Below are 21560 nucleotides of genomic sequence, written 5' to 3' on the forward strand. Positions count from 1 at the left end.
CACTCTATGTCCACCTTACCAGAGTTTGTGGTTCAATTACCTGAAAATTGCTGTAAGCACTCATATCGCTTCGCTTCTATATTCAAAATAGATGTAAGCATCCACCACTTATGCACTTATCTTTAAAATCAAACAACAATGCAAATCCACCAAACCCTGACTAAACCTGACTTTCAAAATGTTTTAATTTTGAATTTTTCATTTTGAATTGGTAAGGATTCAGGTCATACTAAAATCTCTAAAATCGTTTCGTGATAAGGGGTTACGGGAATTAGCCGTAAATTTATATTTTCAATAAGAATCACGTAAAGCTTATGTTTTGGTAGTTTATTGCGACTAAATGTATGTTAATAAGCCAAACTAAATTTTGAAACTGGCTCTGTGACTGGTTTAAAACACCTGAATCCTTACTTGAATTGGTATAACCTCCCCCTCTGTTGTGCATAAGTCAAATAAAGCCATATCTATTACTTGTCAGAGGGAAGAACAATCCCACAACTCAAACAAAAAAGACAAGGAGAATAAATCATGGCAACTGTAAATGAAACTGCAATCGAAACTGCTGCTACCTCTAAAGATATGCCAGTTCTGCAAAACGGTGACAACCCTTCCAAGGGTCGTGCTGTCGCCTACTTACAATATCTGCTCATTAGTTATGGCGAAGACGTTGGTACGAGTGGAGTAGACGGCGAATATGGTCCAGACACAAAAGCGGCTGTCGAAGAGTTCCAACGGGAACGCAATCAGGTGAGTGACGTCAACCCTGGGAATCTGAAAATTAATGGAGTAGTCGCTTTAAGCACTTGGCGTGCTTTAGGAGATAACTTCTATCGTACTTGTAGGACATCGGCTGATAACTCACCTGTAGAATCCGACTTTATTAGTGGCGGCATTGATTTGCCACGTCTGAGCAGAAATGACAAAGGTGATGCTGTCAGATTCCTACAACAACTGTTGCTTGGTTATGACGATATTACTGGTTATACCAATGACTCGTTTGATGCCGATTTTGGCCCAGAAACAGAACGTGCCGTGAAAGCCTTTCAAAGTTCTAGCGGATTAGATGACGATGGGATAGTTGGCCGGGACACTTGGGCAAAATTGTTTGAAGGCTCTAGAGAGCGTTGTAATGGCAGCGTGAGCTAGGAAGTTTCAGGGTGAAGTCAGTCACCCCAAAACTTGATTTTTAAAACCACACTTAGCATAACCACAGATAAACGTGTAGTCAATATATGTCTTCAGTCCTTCCGTAGTCCCTTATACTAAGGACAAGGCAACAGGCAACATGAGAAAAGCTTTGAGTCTTATGTTTCTTTACATAGTTAGATTTCATTGTGCTTTTCTACTTATCTGTGGTTTTTTCTTCAGCAATAATGTTAGAGCAGCACGTGCATCAATGCGTTTATGACCAATTGGTTTTGACACGTGATACTCAGCTAAAATGGAACTGAGTTTTTTCCACAGTTCATCAGGTACATGCCAAATGGTTGCTAATGTTTTTTGTGCTTGAGCTATGGAGCAAGTTATCGGTGAAGTTTGCACAGGTGTTGAAAATTAATTGATTAACACTAATCTGAGCCTAACCTTTTCAGCTTGTGCTTATTTTGAGATAGTGTCTTAGTAAGTGCTGCGAAGGAGAATATATAGTAATGCTAACTTCTACAGTCGTCTCGAATGTATCAAGTACAAAAGATTTTTCACTAGAAGAGTGGATGCAGAATCCCCCCGATCATACAGAATGGGTAAATGGGGAATTAGTGGAGAAAAAGGGAGTGACACTCAAGCATAGCCGAATTCAAGCAAATTTAGCCTATTACTGGAGAAATTACAAAGACTCCAGTGGACAAGGAGGACAAGTTTATACAGAAGTACCCTGTCGTACCAACAAGCAGGGACGTGTTCCCGATGTTGCTTATCTCACACCAGAACTTTTCAATCAATTTGGTGAACCTGCTGTGTTACCCCAAAGTTTCCCACTCATTGCTGAGATTGTTTCCCCTACAGATTTGGCTGAAGAGGTTATTGCTAAATCTCAAGAATATTTGCAGTCTGGAGGCGAGGAAGTTTGGCTAGTGTTTCCCGAAAATCGTTGGATTATTGTGACAACAAAAAATCAACGGTTTGTGTTTACTTCTGGTGAAATTGTCAGCACTCAAATTGTGTTAAAAGGTTTCAGTGTAGCAGTTGATGAATTGTTGGCTTGATGAAAAGTTCTGCTTAAAGCTTTTTTACGCTCCTTTTGTCCCACCACTACAAAAATGGCTGATACTCGTAATTGCCACAGGACTCGATTTAATCAATCCCAAACATCTAAAAAACTGGTTTACAAACTGCTGTTACCGTACTTCATAAACCTGCAAATAGTATCCTCACAACCTTATTCTTGTAGAGACTCGATATATCGCGTATGACTGTAAAATCATCAATCAGAATAATCACTACCAGAACCATATTTCCAGCTTTCAGTCCAGCGATTCCAATAATATTTAGGTATACTAGGCAAGTTTTTCTTCCACGGTTCTAACATTTGACTGAACAAAAATAAAATGGAGTAAATTCCTAAGTTGCCATAATGCACCATCCAATCTAGTAAAGCTCGCAAACCAACTTGAGGAATCACTTTTGCAACTAATATTGGATGTGTGAAGAAAGTTTTGATAAGTGTTTTTGTCAGTGCTGGGAACTGTACCACATCTTGCAAAAATGGTTTGAGTACAGATTCACCGAGTTGTTCCATTTGTTGAAATACCGCAGACAATAGTTGATTAATTTGATTTGGATCAATATTTTGATTGACATCAACACTCATTGCTCTTTGGAATAGCCAAGTCACAGCTAAGCTAGGTTGGTATGGTTGCAGTGGTGCAATTTGTTTTGCAGATAACTGATCTATTTCTAGCGCCTCGTGAATACCTAATGTTAAACGCCGTAAGTGACGCACCATCGCACCAAAACCGCCAAAACTCAAGGGAGATTGGCTTCCACTGCTATCTCCAACAGGTAAAATGCGATTCCAAGGTGTCTTGAGTGGAGAACGATAGGAGGGAAAAAAGCCAAATAGCGCTCGTTTAAATGTCAGCTGGCTCAACTCCACGCCTTGATATTCCGGCATCAAACGCAGATAATCCTCAAATAGAGCTTCTAAACCCAAGCGTTGTGGATTGGCATCCATGTAAGTAAACATGTAAGTGGTTCTACCATCTCTTGCTGGGAAAGCTTCCCAAAAGTATTGGCATTGATTTTGCACAGGTGTGAATGATAACAGTAAGTCGCCTGTGTGATTTTCTGGAAAACCTTGAGCACAAGTTCCCACAACTAAACAGAGTGCATCTGGTTTCTTTCCCTGACGTGCTTGCTGGATTATGGGAGAAAGATATCCCATTGCATCAATTAACAACCTGGTTTTGAATTGGTTGTTTACCATCACTCCATCAGGATGAACAACTGCTTCTGTAAATGGAGTATTTTCAAACAACTTTCCACCAGATGTAAGAAATCGCTGCTTTAAAGTTTCCAGCAAATAAACTGGATCGACACCAATGTTCAGAACATCTCTTACCCAAACTTCTGTACCACCAGAAAAACTGACTCTTGCGGGGTTGTATTGTGTGGCGATCGCCTGTTCCAATTCTGCATCCGTCAGTAAATTTAACTCCAGAAAAACTTGTAATTCTTTACGAGAAATATTCCATTCTTGCTCTCTACCACGTAAAATTGAGCGTTCTATTAACGCTATTCGCACTCCCTTCACAGCTAAGGCACAACCAATTAAAATGCCTAATGTACCGCCGCAAATGATAACATCCCAATCTACAGTACCCAAAGGTTGCTGAGTTTCTTTTACAACTGTTGGTACAGTAGGGTTATCCTCTCTTAGTGATGTCAAAATGCGATCAGCTTGACGTAACTTGTCTAAAACATTTCCTGGTAGTTGCGAAAGAACATTTTCAGTGAGGGACATAACACTAAATTTTATTATATTAACACTCCATCTTTTTCCGGAGACTGAGCGGTCTCATGTCAGTCCAAACTTCTTTGATGTAATCCAAACATTCTTGTTTGGAACCATTTTTACCAGCATCCTTCCAGCCAAGGGCGTTCTCCCGGTCAGCGGGCCAAATGGAATACTGTTCTTCATGATTGACTACAACCTTGTAAATCGTCGTGTCTTCTTTGTCGTCTTGATACATATTTATCCTCCAGGATGAGATAAAAAACAACTCTTCTCAAAGCTTCACAAAACTTCATTCATTATTTATACTTGTTTAGTTGCATTTTTGTCAAATGCTCAAATTTTATAAGTATCAATATTAATACGATTAAAATCACTAAAATATCTGTCATCAACATTCCATAGTATATACCAGTTACAGCGATTAAATTTGATAAAATTAGTACTAGAGGAATAAATAGAAATAGACTTCTTAGAAGAATTATAATTGTGACTATTTTCCCTTTACCTAGAGATTGAAATAAAGTTGCTCCCAAGAAAACTAAGGGCATGATTGGTATTAATAAACTAAGAATCCGAAAGTTGAGGAAATCATTACTAGTAAAAGCAACGTCTGGCAGTAGCCAGCCTAGAAATGTGTTTGGAGATAATTGTAGAAGTAGCCAGAAGAAAGTTAATACAGTGATTCCACCATTCACAAAAGTTAAATAAGCTTTTTTGAGTCTGTCATAATTTCCTGCTCCATAATTTATACCAATCACAGGTTGCAAGGCTTGCGTAAAGCCATTTAAAGGAACGTATGTCAATGAAGTCAATGTCAGTGTTGCTCCGTAGAAGGCAATATCATTCTGTGTTCCGTAATAAGAGATTGATTTAAAAACCACAGAACTCTGAACTAAGCCCATAACTTGAGTAAGTAGCGCTGGTATTCCCACTGATAAAATAGCAGGCAGTAAGTCTACTGCTAGAACAAACTTTTTGGGATGAACTGGGATAGAACTTTTACCAGAAAGGAAATAAGTTAAATTTACAATACTATGAACAACCATTGCAAGAACTGTAGCAAGCGCTATTCCCTGAATGCCCCATTGAAAAACACTAACAAATATAAAATTGAAAATGATGTTAACAATGACATAAATTACAGTAAATATTGTGGCTATTCTAATTTTGCCTTCTGATTTGATGATTTGGTTAGAAGCTACTGCTAGGATATAAAATACTGAACCCAGCATATAAGTCTTAAAATATTCTGCTCCCGCAGAGGCAACTTTACCACTCCCTCCCATGAATAGAATTAATTCTTCACCAAAGCTGTAGCTAATAATTGTGATAACCAAGGATATAACAACACTCATTACTATTAAGTTGCCAAAGATTTTGGACTGGGTTTTGATATCAAAAGAACCAATGGCTCGACTGAGAACTGAAGCAGAACCAACCCCAACTAACATAGCAAATCCAGTTAATATATTTGTGAGCGGTAGTGCAAGTGAGATACCTGCAACAGCGGTTTCACCAATCAGTTGCCCTGCAAATAAGGCATCAACAAAAATGTTCAAGCCTAGTAACAGCATTCCTAAAATACCGGGAATTGATAACTTGAACATGAGTTTAACGAGATTACCTTGGAGGATCTCATTCGTCAGTTGAGATTGTTTTTGGGAAGTCATTTTAAAGTTTTCGGCTTGTTGCTGTTGATTCAACTTTGATCAAACGGCTAACACAATACTGTTTGACAGCTTGTAATTCCATCTGTTTTGCTGAGTTTAATGCACTTCTTACCTCACTACAAACTTCAACTCTGGCTTCAACCAACGAGTAAAAACGACAATTTGTCGGAGAACTTAATCAGTCTGTTGAGTCTGCTTCCTTTGTGAGTGAGTTGCTCTTTTTAAGTGGAACTACTAACAAGCTGTTGCGATCGCCCCTGGCGTGGAAGCTGACCAAGCATTACCATTTCCAAGCCACTAGCAGGAGGATAGTTAACACCTCGCGCCTTGGGTTTTTCTACTCTTTTTTCATCGAAGAGTGCTAGTTGATAGCGTGAAAGAATAGTTGCTAAAACTGATAACTGATAACTGATAACTGATAACTATTAAATTGAACCAACAACCAATGGCTGCGACTGTCCTTGATGCTGACGCCGACCATGCATGACCATCTTTACGCCACTTTTTGGGTAACAAATCAGACCTCCAAACTTGGGTTTCTCTGGTCGATTATCAACCAGCGCTAATTGATAGCGTGAAAGAATCGTTGCCAACACTAACTTCATTTCAAACAAAGCAAAAGCCCCACCAATACAACTACGAGCACCACCGCCAAAGGGAAGAAATTCGTAGTTTGAATATTGTCTTTCCAGAAAGCGTTCTGGCTTAAATTCCTTCGGCTCTGGGTATAAATCTTCACGCTGATGCGTCGAATAAATATTACCAATAAGCACTGTCCCCGGACTTAACTCATAACCCATAATCTCAACTGGGGACTCTACCAACCTTGGGAATGTGAACAACTGAGTCGGGTAAATTCGCAAAACTTCACAACAAACAGCATTAAGGTAGGGCAATGCAACAATGCTCGTGATCTCTGGATTTTCACCAAGGCGATCGAGTTCCTCAAGCAGTCGCTCGCGAATTGTAGGAAAACGATGAATCCAGTACAAAGACCAGGCTAGAGCAGTGGCAGAAGCATCCTGGGCTGCGAATATCGGCGATAATAGAAGGTCGCGTACCTCTTCATCGCTCAATAGTTCACCTGTTTCATCATGAGCAAATATGAGATCCGAGAGGATGTTAGCGCATGAGGTATCTGCTTGCTTACGGCGTTCTTGAACTTCAGCGTACAGCAAACCGAAAAGTTCTCGCCTCAGGTAAAGACGGTATCCCCACGGACTCCACCGACCTAAATCCCGTTGCCCAAAGGGAAGTTTTGTGGCGAACTGAAACAAGGGAGATTGTCCGTATTTGAGCACAGAAACAAATAGATGCTTGATTTTGTCATAGCGCTCTCCCTCACGTAATCCCATCACAACCTCTATACCCACCCGCAGGGTGATATCTTCGATGATGGGGTAGGCAATGAAAGGTTTTGCGATTGCCTGTTGACTGATAATTTTTTCTGTGAGTTCGCAGATACGTCGCCCACAGGCTTGCATCCGCTCTCCGTGAAAAGCCTGCATTAAGAGCTTGCGCCGATGTTTGTGACGCAAGCCATCGAGCTGGAGTATTCCTTGGTTTCCTGTCGTCAAGGCGAAATCCCGATTCAATGCACCGGATGCAGTGATTTCTTTGGTGTTGGTGAGAATTTGCTTTATCCCTGAAGGATTACTTACATATATTATTGGTGTAGAACCAGACATTATGGTGAAGATGTCACCATAGCGTTTGCAAATACCATCCACATAGCCAAAGGGGTCAGCCAGGAATTGCTGAATCGCTAGTCTATAGGGGGTTTTCGGTCCTGCGGGTAGATTCATTGGTCTTCTTTACTCGCGTTCTCTATACTACATTACACAGAGCATTATCGATAGAAATTCTTAACTGTCTGGCTAGCTCCTGAATATTCGGTTCGACTAACATTGAGAAATGATCCCCTGGAACTTCAATGACATCAATAGGTTGACTCGAACATTTGCCCCAACCTAGTAAAGGGTCATCAGTATGAAATTCTGGACTTTCAAAGTCATGAATAATTTCCTCTTTTGCTCTCAACAGAGTCATTGAGTGAGGATAAGCCTGCGGAACGTAATCTCGCATAGCTTGAACATGAGCTTTGAATAGTTTGTAATAGCTCAGAAAATCCTGAATTTCTTTGTCGCTAAAAATGAAGTTAGCTTTTTTATTCACCAAATGAAATTGCTCATTGAGTGGCAAATCTCGAAGTTCCTCAAAAGGAAGAGAAAAATCTATGTTACTATCAGTTTTTATCGATTCCGCCATACGAAGTAAGAATTTTGCATCGTCATCGTCTGCTGGTTTAATGACAGTTTCTGGTAAAATAGCATCGATGACAACTAATAAACTTACCCTTTCACCCTGCCTTTGCAATTGTTGTGCCATTTCAAAAGCAAGGACACCACCGTAACAATGACCACCTAAAAGATAGGGACCATTCGGTTGCACCTGACGAATTTCTTTGAGGTAGCGAGATGCTGTCTCCTCCACTGAAATTATTTCAGGTTCTTCCTGATCAGGAGTATGTTGCAAGGCATAAAATGGATAGTCCTCACCAAGTCTTCTGGACAAGTTAAAGTACTGACGAACACCTCCACCAGCGCCATGCATACAAAAGAAAGGAATTTTAGAACCAGAAGACTGAATCGTTACCAGATGAGAATTGGAATTCTCACGGACTGGGTGACTGACAATAGTCGCTAGTTTTTCAATTGTCGGGTTTTCAAAAAGAGTAGACAGGGGAAGATTGTGCCCAAATCGGTCGTGAATTTGAGCCATTAAGCGAACAGCTAAAAACGAGTGACCACCCAAGTCAAAGAAGTTATCTGTTACTCCAATAGGACTAGTATTCAAAAGAGTTTCCCAAGTTTTCACCAAAGCTAATTCCGTAAAATTCCGGGGAGCAACGAAAGATTTCGTAGCGTTTGGTCGAATAAAATCGTCGGTAGGAAGTGCTCGCTTATCTACTTTGCCATTGGGTGTGAGCGGGAGAGTGTCCAATACTACGAAAGCAGACGGTATCATGTAATTCGGCAGTTTCCGTTGCAAGGAGTGCAACAATTGTGACACGATGTCTTGCTTATCCGTGACGACATATGCAATCAGACGCTTTGAGCCTTGAGCATCATCACCAGCGATGACGACAGATTCTCGCACATCTGGATGTTGTCCAATTGCAGCTGCAATTTCTCCCAATTCCACCCGGAAACCACGGATTTTAACTTGGTGATCACGGCGACCTAAATACTCAAGATTGCCATCCTTAAGATAACGCACCAAGTCGCCAGTTTTATAAAGCTTGGTTCCTGAAACAAAGGGGTTATCAATAAACCGTTCTTGAGTTAATTCAGTCCGATGCAAATATCCCCTTGCTAATCCATCACCACCAATATATAACTCTCCAACAACTCCCACAGGCGTTGGTTGTAAATGGCGATTCAACACATAGACTTGAGTATTGTCAATAGGACGACCGATAGGAATACTAGTTGCTTGTTTTGGCAATAAACTCGTGTCGTAATAAGTAACATTAGCAGAAACTTCCGATGATCCGTAGAGGTTTATCAGCTTTGCAAATGGCATCAATTGGAGGAAAGTTTGGACTAAGTGAACAGACAGCGCCTCCCCACTCGTTATCCAGAGTTTTAGATGCGATAAATTTTTGGTAAGATGACTGTGGCTATCTAGGAGTAAGCGCAGTAGTGAGGGGACAAGTACAATCCGCGTAACTTTGTGATGTGCCAAAGTTTCTACAAACAATTGTGAGTCTTTTACAACTGCATCTGGAATAATGACAGTAGGAATGCCCTGAAGTAAGGGAGCAAAAATTTCCCATACTGAGTCTACAAAGCTAATAGCTGTTTTTTGACAACAAACTTCCTCTTTTGTGAAGGGATAAGTTTTCCATAACCAATGCAAGCCATTGACTGTACCTCGATGAGTCCCGAGAACACCTTTAGGAGTTCCGGTAGAGCCAGAAGTGTAGATAATATAGGCGAGATTATCAGCTTTTGAAGGACTGATAAGATTTTCCTCACTTTCTTCAGCAATTTCGTCAAATTGGATGTCCAAGCAAACAGTTTTAGCTGAAGAAGTCGGTAGCTTTTCTAAAATCTCCTGTTGGGTGATTAACACCTCGGCTTGAGAATCAGAAAGCATGAAACCAAGACGTTCTACTGGATAACTCGGATCGAGGGGAATGTATGCACCACCAGCTTTGAGGACAGCTAAAATCCCTACAATCATGTCTATGGAACGTTCCAGACAAATGGCGACGAGGGTTTCTTCTGTGACACTTTGTTTTTGTAAATAATGAGCAAGCTGATTAACTCTTTGGTTGAGTTGACGATAAGTCAGTTGTTCTGTTTGGCTAATTAACGCTAAAGCATCAGGAGATTGCTCGACTTGCTGCTCAAATAATTGATGAAGGGAGCTATCTTGAGGATAATCTGCACTAGTTTGGTTCCACTCAAATAATACTTGCTCTCGCTCAAGATCTGTGAGTGGTGACAATTCGCAGATGCGCTGTTCTGGATTTGCAACAATCCTTTCCAATAAAGCTTGGAAATTGTTAACAAATCGGGTGATTGTTGCATCCTCAAAAATGTCTGTATTGTATTCCAAAAACCCTGTTAATCCCTCTTGGGATTCAGACATTGATAGGAAAATATCCAACTGTGCTGTACCGCTGTCGAACTGCAAAGTACGCAAACTTAAACCAGAAACGGATTGTACGGACATTGGAGTGTTTTGCAGGACAAACATCACCTCATACAGTGGATTCCGGCTTAAGTCACGCTCAGGTTGTAATTCTTCTACAAGCATCTCAAAAGGCAAATCCTGATGTGCATAAGCATTGAGAGTTACCTCACGCACTTGATGCAATAGTTCCCGGAAGCTGGGATTACCACTCAGATTATTACGCAACACCAAAGTATTCACAAACAAACCCAGCATCCCTTCTAGTTCGGCTCGGTTTCTGTTTGCAATTGGAGAACCAATGAGAATGTCTTCTTGCTCTGTGTAGTGGTATAGCAATATATTAAATGCTGTCAGCAGAGTCATGAATAAAGTGGCGTCTTCTCGCTGGCTCAATTGATTTAACGCATCTGTTAGGGTTTTTAAAAAGGTAAAATATTGCTTTGCACCAGTAAAAGTGGTAACATTCGGTCGCGGGCGGTCTGTGGGTAATTGTAGGACAGGTAATTCACCACTCAGTTGTTGCTTCCAGTAATTGAGTTGAGTTTCGAGTAGTGTACCTTGAATGCGATTACCTATGTCCTGCGGACACGCTCCGCTAACGGTAGAGCTGAGCTTAACGCGCTGCCAAATTGCAAAATCTGCATACTGAATAGGAAGTTCAGGTAAACCAGAAGGCTGATTTGTGGAGAACGCTGCATATAGCATTGTCAACTCTCGGAAGAACACACCAACAGACCATCCATCCGTAATAATGTGGTGCATGGTCAAAAGGAAAACGTGCTCTTGTTCACCCAAGCGCAGTAAACTTGCTCTGACAAGAGGTCCAGTCCCTAAATTGAAGGGTTTTTTGGCTTCCTGAACTGCAAATTGTTTAATCTCTCCTTCCCAATTTTGACCAGATAAATGTTCAAGGTTGATGATGGGTAAATCCCAAGTTAATTCTGGTGCAATCTCCTGTACTGGCTCTCCATTTACAAGTGCAAAAGTCGTGCGCCAAACTTCATGACGCCTGAGGATTTCATTAAGACTTTTTTCGAGTGCTGTAATATTAAGGTGTCCAGTTAAATGGAAAGCACTTGGAATATTATAGAAAGAACTTTCGTGGTAAAGTTGGTCAATAAACCAGAGCCTTTGTTGAGAGAAAGACAAGGGAATATTATTGGATGTTTGACGCTTAGGAATAGTTTCAGCTTGAAATTTTCCTCCCTTCCATTTTTCTAGAAGGGCTTTTTTGGCAGGTGATAAATTAGAGTATTGTTTATCCATTGTTAATAGTTTTTTTGATAATTGTTAAGTCATAATTTGTCTGACAAGCATCTTGCCTAAGTGGGTAGTCATTCTAGCAGGCGGGACGCCCCACTACGACTCATTAGCCAAAAGAACTGCAACTTCCTCTTCAGATAATTCTTCAATCTTTTCCAGAAGAAGTTGTTCAATCATTTCTGCCTGTAATCGTGGTATCATTGCTTGTACTAAAAGGTCACGCAGCGGTAATTCCACTGGGAACTTTGCTCGCAATCGAGAAACTAATTGAGTTGCAATCAGCGAGTCTCCTCCCAATTCATAAAAGTTGTCGTAAATACCAACTTGTGCAATTCCAAGAACTTCTTGCCAGATTTCGGTAATTTGTTTTTCCAACTCATTAGTCGGATCAACATAGGAATTACTGAGGTTAGGTCTAGAATAGCTTGAGGATGAGTTTACTTGGCTGGAAGATTTTGAATCTGGTTTGGAGTCGAGATGAAATGTACGTTCGCACCTGGCTTTAAGATCTACCGTGGAAACAACAACCTGAGTTCCTTCTCCTAAAGAGAGTATCCGTTTAAATACTTCTACGCTTTCTGTCGAGGTGATGGCTAATTCCACCCCAGATGCTTGTCCAACTGTTTTTTGTTCTTGGGTGGTATTGAGTTGTAATTTATCCCAATTTATGACAATCCAAGGCAAAGAGTTAGTTTGATTATGTCTCTGACTAAAAGTATCTGTTAACTGGTTAACTCCTGAGTATAAAGCTAACCCAAATCCTCCCAAAATGGAAGACAAAGAATAAAAAATGATACAAAAATCTAACTTTATACTCTCTAAGACTTGTTCTAATACAGTCAGATTCTGACGTTGAGAATCAAGCAGTTGTTCTAACTCTGTCTGACCAATTTCTGGAATCGAGCCAAAGATATTTTCGCGCGTTCTCCCAGTTGAATAGATAACCCCATGAATTTGACCAATATTATTAGGTGCTAAACTCTGGTGCATTTGTTCATAATTAGTTGTATCTGCACGCACTACCAAAACTTCTGCACCCAAATCCCCGAATTCTTGGAGTTTTTGGATTTTGCGACTCACCTCATCTTCAGGAGTATGAGTTTCTAACCATTGCGAGTATTCATCCTTTTCTGGAAAAGCCCAATCCTCAATAAATATGAGTTTTGCTTGTAAGGTTTTCGCCAAATATTGAGCAAGGACAACTCCAAGACTTTCGAGTCCTCCAGGAAACAAGTAAACACCCTGTTTTCTGAGTAGTGTTTTTTCTTCAACTGCTGACTCTAGGTGCACTGACTCAAATGTTTGCACCCAGCGGTAGCGATCGCGATATGCAACAACCAACTCAGACGAAAAAGCAGTGAACTCATTAATAATTTGGTCAATAATATGACCGTCACAATCTCCTCCTCCTATCTCTGCGCCCTTGGCGACGGACACTTTGCTCAACGGGGGGAACCCCCGCACGCAAGTGTCCTCGTCTTGGCGGTTCGTTAAAACAACATCAATACTCCGACAAGTGATATTGGAATATTCTTGAGGAATCACCTTACATAAACTTAACATCGTTGCTTTTTCTGGATCAAGAGTCTCATTACCACTGACTTCTTGGATGTTGTTCGATATAACCCAGAGTTGCAAGCGATCAGTGATTTTTTGATTGTTAAGGGCTTGCGTTAAAAACAGCAAACTGTTAAATTCTAGATACTTACCTTGATGAGTCCCAAAATTATTCACACTCCATAAATGAGCAATGTTTTGGGGAATTTTACCCAGTGCAATCAGTTCTTGGAACAACGTATCATAGTCATTGCGGTTTTGGGGATTAATAACATAAATTCCCTCACTCAATTTAGTAAACTGCTGTCCTACCTTCACCACAATGACATTTTTACCACTTTGTTGGAGTCTATTAACTAACTCCGAACCCACCCCACATTCATCAATAAACAATAACCATCGCTCATTCCCTGTTTCTTCGCCAGATAAAGAGGTTGAATTCGGTAGTAAAGAACGTTTCCATGAAGGAATATAGAACCAGTCAGCAATGTCTTGTCTTTTGTCCAATGTTACTGGCTTATTACTTGAAGATGATGGCGATTTAGCATCAATCCAGTATCTTTGTCGCTCAAAAGGGTAAGTAGGCAAAGGTAAGCGATGACGTTGCTCATGAGCATAGAACCCTGACCAATCTATTTCTACACCAGAAAGCCACAACCGACCTAATGTTTGTAATAAAAAGCCAACATCTGATTGTTGTTCTTTGACATGGCGTAAAGAAGTTAAAACTTGCTGTTTTGCTCCTGGTTTGAGATGCTGTGTTGTTAATGTACTTAATGTCCGCCCTGGTCCCACTTCCAGAAAAACACCTTCAAACTGTTGCAATAGTTGAGAGATCCCATCTGAAAACTTCACAGTTTGTCGCAGATGTTGACCCCAGTAAGTAGGATTTGTTGCTTCATTATCTGTAATCCACGTACCAGTGACATTGGAAATGAAGCGAATACGCGGTGGGTTTAGCTTCACTTTTTTCACGGCTTGTACGAATGGTTCCAAGATTGGTTCCATCATTACAGAATGGAACGCATGAGATGTGTGCAACAGCCGACATTCTATTTCTTGTGAAGATAATTGGTTTTGGAGTGTGGCGATCGCCTCCCTTGAACCGGAAACTACACACGAGGATGGACTGTTAATTGCTGCTATCTCTACAGACGTTCCATCGGTGTGTAGAGACGTTCCATGGAACGTCTCTACATTTTCTATGAAGGATTGCACGTCTTTTTCCCCAAGTGGAATGGCAAGCATACTTCCTGTGGGCAATTGTTGCATCAGTTGTCCCCTTTTTGCCACAATCGCTAAGGCATCTTCTAGAGAGAATACACCTGCAATTGTTGCTGCGACATATTCTCCGATGCTATGACCAATCATAGCTTGTGGATGCACTCCCCATTCCATCCACAATTGGGCGAGGGCGTATTCGATGATAAATAGTGCTGGCTGAGTAATTGCTGTTTGTTGCAGTCTATGAAGTGCAGTTTCAATTTGTTCTTCTTTGGGGAAGAGTATATGACGGATATCAAGAAGAAGGTGGGGTTGAAGAATCTGCGCGCAAGTATCTATATGTTTTTTAAACGTGGGTTCAGTATCATACAGTTCCCGCCCCATATTCACATATTGTGCCCCTTGTCCGGAAAACATGAAGATGACTGGACAATGGCTGGGTTTGTGGTGGTAAGTGAAAACACGTTGTGGATCTTGGGATGTCAGCACTTTTACTGCATCCTCACAATCGTGACAGACTACCATGCGGCGATGGTCAAATGCTCGGCGACCTACTTGTAGGGTATGAGCTACATCAGGCAGGTTAATATCGGGATGTTGCTGGAGGTGAGTAGCTAAGTTGGCTGTGGTAGTTTCTAGGGCTGTGGTGGTTTTGGCACAGATTAGCAACAATTGCCAGGGACGTGAAGTACTTGAGGGCGCAACAACTGGGGCTTCTTCCAAGATAACATGGGCATTAGTCCCTCCTATACCAAAAGAACTGACACCAGCTCTGTTAGGAGTCCCGTTTGTTTTCCACTCTGATAATTTGGTATTGACGTAGAAGGGACTGTTGGCGAAATCTATCTCAGGATTGGGTTGCTCATAGTGCAGACTGGGGGGTATTTGTTTATGTTTTAGTGCTTGTATTGTTTTAATTAACCCAGTTACACCCGCTGCTGTGTTCAAATGTCCAACATTTGTCTTGACTGAGCCGATTCCACAAAAGCCCTTTTTGTTTGTGCTAGCACGAAAAGCCTGTGTAAGAGCCTTGATTTCAATGGGATCTCCCAAAGGAGTTCCGGTACCATGTGTTTCTACATATGTAATAGTCTCAGGTTCAACTCCAGCTAAGGCAAGCGCCTCTAGAATAACCTCCCTTTGACCATCCACGCTAGGAGCTGTATAACCAACCTTTAAAGAACCATCGTTATTGATAGCTGAACCTTTAATTATTGCATGAATAAAGTCGCCGTCTGCAAGAGCATCCTCTAGTCGCTTTAATACAACAACACCCAAACCGTTGCCGAAAATAGTTCCTCTAGCTTTTGCATCAAAAGCTCGACAATGTCCATCAGGAGAATTAATTCCTCCTTCTTGATATCGATAACCACTTTTTTGTGGGACTTGTATCGAAACGCCACCAGCAAGTACAATATCGCTTTCGCCATTTAGCAAACTTTGGCAGGCTAAGTGGACTGCAACTAATGATGTAGAACAGGTAGTCTGAACATTAATGCTTGGCCCCTTAAGATTTAATTTATAAGAAATTTGTGTAGGCAGGTGGTCTTTATCATTGCCAATAAAAATTTGGAAACCGTCTACTGATTCTATCAAGCCACGGTTAGAATAAATGTTTGAAAGAAGGTAAGAACTATAAGTGACACCAGCGAAAAGACCTATTTGACCAGTGTAAGTTTGGGAGTCGTAGCCAGCATTTTCTAGAGCTGACCAAACACATTCTAGAAAGAGACGATGTTGTGGGTCTGTTATTTCAGCTTCTTTAGGAGAAAAGCCAAAAAATGAAGCATCAAATAATTCTATATCTTCTATAAGACTACCTGCTTTTACATACAGAGGGTCATTAACCACTGTAGAGTCTATTCCGGCAGATACTAGTTCCTCATTAGTGAAAAAAGAAATAGACTCTACACCATCTCGGATATTTCGCCAAAAACTATCAACGTTTTTAGACCCAGGAAAACTACCTGCCATGCCAATGATAGCTATTTCGTCTTTATCATTTAAGTTATTCAAATTATCTAACACATTCATAACTAAAAACCTTTCAAGGTTATTTTTTTACTTGCTTATAGAAAAGTTTCAATTGAAATTTCTGAAGCAAGCTGAATCTGTTCGTTTAAAACAGCGTTGATATCATCTTCCGTAGTCAGTGGGTTGGCAATGACTGCACGCAGGACAATAATAGGAATTTCTTTCCCAAAGCTCGTAGTTGTTTTTGTCGTCCGTGAGATAAAAGTACGACCAATTTGGCGCTGGATTTTCTGTAGGCGTTCATTACATTCATTAATGAGTTGATTGTCAATTTCTGTCAACTGCTTTTTAACAACAAGCTCTCTTAAGTGTTCTGGAATATATCGATAGAGAAGCAAGTTAGTATCAGGTTCTGCTAACAACTCAAACTCAGGCATGGTGCAGATACGATCTGCCATATATTGAGTTTTCCGAATTCCTTCATCAATTAAAAATTCATATCCCTTAAGTCCAATCAGATTTAGCCCAGCATGTAAAAATAAAGCCATACCAGGTCGAGAACCTTCTAAAGCACGTTTACCTAAATCAAATGACCCCTTACGCATGGTGTAGCTCGCTTGCTTTTCGATGGCTTTTGCCATGTACGGATCGCGGAAAAAGACCAGACCAATGCCCATTGGCAGGTATAGTTGTTTATGTCCGTCAATGGTCACTGAATCAGCTTGTTCGATACCAGCAAGCTTATGCCGATGTTGTTGGGAAAAAATGAGTGGTCCACCCCAAGCAGCATCTACGTGAAAATGAACATTCGCGGATTGTGCAATCTCTGCAATTTCTGCAAGGGAATCCACTCCACCTGAGTCTGTGGTGCCAGCAACGCCTACAATTGCAATTATAAGCAGGTTTTGGGCACGACACTGGGCAACAGCTTGGCGTAGCGCCTGTATATCAACTCGATTGTTACAGTCAGCGGGGACTCTAATCAAACGATGTGTACCAATTCCCATCAAATCCGCAGCTTTATCAAAAGAGAAATGCATCAATTCAGAGCCAATAATCGCTGCTCCTTTGTAACCGTAGAAATCTAGGGCTGCGGTTAAGCCTTCTTTTTCTATACCAAGAAAATCATCCTTTGGTCCCAAAGCAGTATTCCTCGCACACCAAAGCGCCGTGATATTTGCCACTGTCCCGCCAGAAACCAAGATTCCTAGTGTACTTAGATTATTTTGAATATGCTGAGCGTAGAAATTATCATCCAAGTTATAAATCAGTCGATGCAACATTGCCAAAGCTTCACGTTCACAGAAGCTTAAGGCTTTAGCTGTCTCTATTTTGACAGCGTTTTGGTTCATTGCCGTCATGAGTTTGGCAAGGGGGCGCACAAAACAAGGAAGCGCCGAGGTCATGTGACCGATAAATCGTGGTGAAGATGTGTGTATTGAGTGAGCAACAATATTGTTGTCTAGGTATTTGAGATAGCTCTCCAAAGAAGCAGGTTGAACAGGTATTTGACTATCAGAAAAGTTACTTAATAAGTAGTCTAAATCAATGTGGGTGTTGGCATCAAGGGTGCTTAAAAAATCTTGAGAAAACTTATTAGTTATTTCATCGATTTGTGACTCAATAGATGTCACATGACTAGATGAAGCAAACAGTTGCATCACTTGTTCTTCAATCTCATAATTCAAAGCTTGCTCAGTCTCAAAAAAAGAACTTTTCTTTGGCATTTCTTGTTTACTTAATGTCATCTTGTGTTCTTGTAATAATTTGGTTTTTTACTCTATTGCCAATGCTCGTTTAATTCTTACAGTTTATTTGCCTTATTGGGATGAAACACCTTTTTGCTTTGTTCCTGTTCGATGTTCAATCCTTGCTTGTTTTCGGCGCTGTACTGAGGCGGTTCTGCTTTCAGGGCGATGAGAATGTTGTGTAAAAGACTCTTGTTCGCTTGACTCCTGACCAAGATATCTAGTTAGGTGGCTTATGGTTGGATATTGAAACATTTCAACCAAGGGGAAATCTCGCTGAAATATTTTTTGCAACTTGCTATGAACCTGAACCAAAAGTAATGAATGACCACCAAGTTCAAAGAAATTATCATGGATTCCTACATTTTCAATCTGAAGTAATTCTTGCAAAATTCTCGCAATAGTTTGTTCGACTTCGGTTTGGGGTTGCTGATAAACCGCTTCTAATTCGGGACGTGAATCGTCAGGTGCAGGCAGTGCTTTACGATCAACCTTACCATTAGGTGTGAGTGGTAGTGCTTCTAGCATGACAAAAGCTGCTGGCACCATGTAGTTTGGCAGCTTCGACTCCAAGAAGTCTCGCAGTTCAGTCACTGTCAGTGTTTGCCCTGAGTGAGAGACGACATAAGCGACTATTCGTTGAGAATCAGCTTCATCAGAACGAACAATGACTACATTTTCTCGTACTTTGGGGTGTTGACTCAGATGTGCTTCAATTTCTCCAAGTTCGATGCGGAAACCGCGAACTTTGACTTGGTGGTCGATACGTCCTAAGTATTCAATCTCTCCGCTAGGTGAATAACGTGCTAGGTCTCCTGTTTTGTATAAACGTGCTGCTGAAAAATCGCTAAAGGGATTGGGGATGAATTTTTCTTTAGTCAGTTCCGGGCGGTTTAAGTAGCCACGTGCTAGTCCATCCCCACCTATGTGCAGTTCCCCAGGTACTCCAACTCCAACAGGTTGTCTGTTTGCATCCAGTATATAGATCTGGGTATTGGCGATCGCATGACCAATTGAAACGCATTTGGGCAAAGGTGCATTCGGACTGAGACTATAGCAAGTGACATCCGCAGATACTTCCGACGAACCGTAAAGGTTTAACAAAGTACTATCCGGCAAACTCTGCCGAAATTGTTGTAGCAGATCAATTGAGAGTGCTTCACCACTGCTGACCCACAACTTCAATTGGGGTAGCCGTGACTGTAGGTCAGTGTATGTATTCAACAGTATACGTAATAAGGAGGGAACAAGTACTAGCCGTGTCACATTGTTGTGAGCAAGAGTCACTACAAACTGTTGTGGATTTTTGACAACCTCATCGGGCACAATGACTGTGGGTACGCCTTGGAGTAAAGGTCCAAAAATTTCCCACACTGAATCCACAAAGTTTAAGGATGTTTTCTGGCAACACATTTCTCCCTGCACGAAAGGATAATTCTGCCACATCCAGTGAAAGCGATTGATTGCACCCCTATGCAGTCCAAAAACTCCCTTAGGCTGACCTGTTGAGCCAGAGGTGTAGATGACATAAGCTAGGTTATCGACTTTTGAAATATTGGTGGGGTTATCTTGGGAATATTTGCTAATAATATCCCAGTCGGAGTCCAAGCAAACTACTTGTGCTTTATGTTCAGGAAGTCTCTCCACCAGCTTCTGCTGAGTTAGTAGTACTGACACTTGAGAATCCGACAACATGAATGCTAGACGTTCTTGTGGGTATGCTGGATCAAGAGGTACATAAGCGCCACCCGCTTTGAGAATGCCTAAAAGTCCGATGATCATGTGGAGCGATCGCGAAGCGGCTCCTCCTGCGTTTCGCTCCACACAAATTCCCACCAGTACCTCTGGTCCCACTCCCTGGTTTTGCAGGTAGTGTGCCAGTTGATTGGCTCTGGCATTCAGTTCTCGGTAGGTTAGTTGCTGGTCTTCAAACACTACTGCTACAGCGTTGGGCGATCGCTCTACTTGATCTTCAAACAACTGATGGATGCATTGCTGTTGGGGATACTCAACCGAGGTATCATTCCACTCCACCAGTAGAGTCTGCCGCTCTAGCTCTGTCAACAGTGGTAACTCCGACAGGCGCTGCTGTGGATTGGCAACAATCCCCTCAAGCAACGTTTGCAAATGCCCAGCCATCCGGCTTACAGTGCTTTGCTCGAATAAGTCAATATTATACTCCAGAGTGCCAACGAGTCCGTGTCCTGTTTCTGTCATGTACAAGGTTAAATCAAACTTGGCTCCACCACTGTCACTTTCTAGAGGACTTAAAGTTAAACCAGGTAATTCTAAAGGCGACATTGGTGCATTCTGAAGCACAAACATGACTTGGAAAAGCGGTGTATGACTCAAAGAACGCTGTGGTTGCAGTTTTTCTACCAGTTGCTCAAAAGGCAAATCTTGATGAGCATACGCTCCTAGTGCCATCTCCCGCACACGAGTTAGTAGCTCCTCAAAAGTGGGATTACCTGCCAAGTTAGTTCGCAGTACCAAAGTATTGACAAAAAATCCAATTAACCCTTCTATTTCCGCCCGGTTGCGGTTGGCGATGGGCGAACCAAGTACAATATCTTCTTGCCCTGTGTAACGCCATAGCAAGGTCACAAAAGCTGCTAACAGGGTCATAAATAAAGTACTTCCCTGCTGCTGACTCAATTTATTGATACTTACAGATAGCTCTTGAGATAGCTCAAATGAATAGGTAGCACCCGCAAAGGTCATAACGGCGGGTCGGGGATGGTCAGTAGGTAACTCCAGTACTGATGGTGCGCCTTCTAACTGCTTACACCAATACGATATCTGGGATTTTAACACTTCTCCCACAAGCCATTGTCGTTGCCAAGCCGCAAAATCTACGTATTGGATTGCCAGTTCGAGCAATGGTAAGGGTTGCTCGGTACAAAAGGCTTGATAAAGTGTTGCTACCTCACGCACCAGTACGCCTTTTGACCAACCGTCAGAGGCAATGTGGTGCATTGTCAGTAGTACTATGTGCTCTTGCTCACCAAGGCGCAGTAGTTTCACTCGCAACAGAAGGTCGTTGTTGAGGTCAAAAGGTCGTTGAGCTTCTTTATCTGCCAGTTTTCTGACTTCGGCTTGTTGTTGGTTTGAAGGTAACTCAGTGATGTCAAAAATGGGTAACGGTAGCGATGTGACTGATGAGATAATTGCTACGGGTTGCCCTTCTATTGTCTGGAAATTGGTTCGCAACGCTTCGTGGCGGCGTAAAATTTCGTTGAAGCTTTGTTGTAGTGCTTTTAAATTCAATTGTCCCTGTAGGCGAACAGCACCAGGGATGTTGTAGAAGGGGCTGTTTGGTTCTAACTGTGTCAGGAACCATAACCGTTGCTGGGCGAATGATAGGGGTAGCTTTTGTGAGCGTGAAATACGCTCAATGTCTGCTGTTTCGAGTCCTAAACCTGCTTTGGTCGCTTTTTCAATGTCCTTGGCTAGCCCAGCTATTGT

General features: G+C 41.6%; 11 protein-coding genes. 2 read left to right on the plus strand and 9 right to left on the minus strand.

The window, feature by feature from the left end; all coding sequences use genetic code 11:
* The first annotated feature begins 528 nt into the window (after positions 1–528).
* Positions 529–1146: a peptidoglycan-binding domain-containing protein gene (locus DP116_RS12800; protein ID WP_169155556.1), complete on the plus strand. Its 618-nt coding sequence runs from the start codon at positions 529–531 to the stop codon at positions 1144–1146.
* A gap of 183 nt (positions 1147–1329) precedes the next feature.
* Here DP116_RS12800 and DP116_RS12805 read toward each other — a convergent pair whose 3' ends face one another.
* Positions 1330–1542, minus strand: coding sequence for a hypothetical protein (locus DP116_RS12805; RefSeq protein WP_169155557.1), 213 nt, complete (start codon positions 1540–1542; stop codon positions 1330–1332).
* Between the two features lie 107 nt (positions 1543–1649).
* Here DP116_RS12805 and DP116_RS12810 point away from each other — a divergent pair, with 107 nt between their 5' ends.
* Positions 1650–2204 carry a Uma2 family endonuclease gene (locus DP116_RS12810; RefSeq protein WP_169155558.1) on the plus strand — a complete coding sequence of 185 codons (555 nt, stop codon included), beginning with the start codon at positions 1650–1652 and terminating at the stop codon, positions 2202–2204.
* 218 nt (positions 2205–2422) lie between these two features.
* Here the strand turns inward: DP116_RS12810 and DP116_RS12815 are convergent, their stop codons facing one another.
* The 8 genes from DP116_RS12815 to DP116_RS12855 form a co-directional block, all read right to left on the minus strand.
* Positions 2423–3961 (minus strand): FAD-dependent oxidoreductase, encoded by a 1539-nt coding sequence (locus DP116_RS12815; protein ID WP_169155559.1) that lies wholly within the window; start codon positions 3959–3961, stop codon positions 2423–2425.
* 19 nt (positions 3962–3980) lie between these two features.
* Positions 3981–4190, minus strand: a complete 210-nt coding sequence (locus tag DP116_RS12820; RefSeq protein WP_048868306.1) for an MbtH family protein — start codon at positions 4188–4190, stop codon at positions 3981–3983.
* Between the two features lie 61 nt (positions 4191–4251).
* The gene (locus DP116_RS12825) at positions 4252–5658 is read right to left on the minus strand and encodes an MATE family efflux transporter (protein WP_246275609.1); all 1407 of its coding nucleotides are present in this window, start codon (positions 5656–5658) and stop codon (positions 4252–4254) included.
* 392 nt (positions 5659–6050) lie between these two features.
* Complete coding sequence (locus tag DP116_RS12835; protein WP_169155560.1) at positions 6051–7430, minus strand: cytochrome P450; 1380 nt, start codon at positions 7428–7430, stop codon at positions 6051–6053.
* Positions 7431–7452: 22 nt separating this feature from the next.
* Positions 7453–11595 (minus strand): non-ribosomal peptide synthetase, encoded by a 4143-nt coding sequence (locus DP116_RS12840; RefSeq protein ID WP_169155561.1) that lies wholly within the window; start codon positions 11593–11595, stop codon positions 7453–7455.
* A 93-nt stretch (positions 11596–11688) separates the two neighbouring features.
* Positions 11689–16407, minus strand: a complete 4719-nt coding sequence (locus DP116_RS12845) for a type I polyketide synthase (protein ID WP_169155562.1) — start codon at positions 16405–16407, stop codon at positions 11689–11691.
* 35 nt (positions 16408–16442) lie between these two features.
* Positions 16443–18095 (minus strand): pyridoxal-dependent aspartate 1-decarboxylase PanP, encoded by a 1653-nt coding sequence (gene panP, locus DP116_RS12850; protein WP_169155563.1) that lies wholly within the window; start codon positions 18093–18095, stop codon positions 16443–16445.
* Positions 18096–18167: 72 nt separating this feature from the next.
* Positions 18168–21560, minus strand: a 3393-nt coding sequence (locus tag DP116_RS12855) for a non-ribosomal peptide synthetase (protein WP_169155565.1), incomplete at its 5' end; no start/stop codon positions are given.

Source organism: Brasilonema bromeliae SPC951, from assembly GCF_012912135.1.
Taxonomy (GTDB): domain Bacteria; phylum Cyanobacteriota; class Cyanobacteriia; order Cyanobacteriales; family Nostocaceae; genus Brasilonema; species Brasilonema bromeliae.